Source organism: Streptomyces sp. NPDC127092 (assembly GCF_042722475.1).
Lineage (GTDB): Bacteria > Actinomycetota > Actinomycetes > Streptomycetales > Streptomycetaceae > Streptomyces.
On sequence record NZ_JBHXFE010000391.1, the window covers coordinates 1 to 1,078 of the forward strand.

At 70.1% G+C, this 1,078-nt stretch carries 1 protein-coding gene; it reads left to right on the forward strand.

What is annotated here, in order from left to right:
- On the forward strand, positions 1-1,078 hold a 1,078-nt coding region (gene glgB / locus ACFWJO_RS40715), incomplete at both ends, for a 1,4-alpha-glucan branching enzyme (protein WP_386873436.1).

Genomic DNA, 1,078 nt, shown 5'->3' on the forward strand with positions numbered 1-1,078 from the left:
GGCTACTACGCCCCCACCTCCCGGTTCGGCTCCCCGGACGAGTTCAAGCACCTGGTGGACGCGCTCCACCGGGCGGGGATCGGCGTCATCGTGGACTGGGTGCCGGCGCACTTCCCGAAGGACGAGTGGGCGCTCGCGCGCTTCGACGGGACCGCCCTGTACGAGCACCCGGACCCGCGGCGGGGCGAACATCCCGACTGGGGCACCCTCGTGTTCGACTTCGGCCGCACCGAGGTCCGCAACTTCCTCGTGGCCAACGCGCTCTACTGGCTCGGCGAGTTCCACATCGACGGGCTGCGCGTGGACGCCGTCGCCTCGATGCTCTACCTGGACTACTCGCGCGAGGACGGGCAGTGGGAGCCCAACGTGCACGGCGGCAACCACAACCTCGAGGCCATCGACTTCCTGCGCGAGGTCAACGCGACCGTGTACCGCCTGCACCCCGGCGTCCACATGATCGCGGAGGAGTCCACGGCCTTCTCCGGGGTGAGCGCTCCCGTGGACGCGGGCGGTCTCGGCTTCGGCAAGAAGTGGAACATGGGCTGGATGCACGACACCCTGGCCTACCTGTCCCAGGACCCGGTCAACCGCCGGTGGCACCACGAGCAGTGGACGTTCTCCATGGTGTACGCCTACTCGGAGAACTACGTGCTGCCGCTGTCCCACGATGAGGTCGTCCACGGCAAGGGCTCCCTGCTGGGCCGCATCCCGGGCGACCGACGGCAGCAGCTGGCGACCCTGCGCGCCTACTACGGGTACATGTGGGCGCACCCCGGCAAGCAGCTGCTGTTCATGGGCGGGGAGTACGCGCAGCCGAGCGAGTGGTCCGAGGGCGAGGGCCTGGACTGGCCCGTCTCGTGGGATGAGGCGCACCGCGGGGTCCAGCTGACGATCCGGGAGCTCAACGCGCTCTACCGCAGCAAGCCGGCGCTGTGGTCGCTGGACCACAGCCCGGAGGGATTCTCGTGGGTGGACGGCGGCGACGCCGACGGCAACACGCTCGTGTTCCTCCGCATGCCCGCGGCGCAGGTGGTGCCGGAGACACGGATCGACGACGACGGCGCCGCGGTCCCGGCCG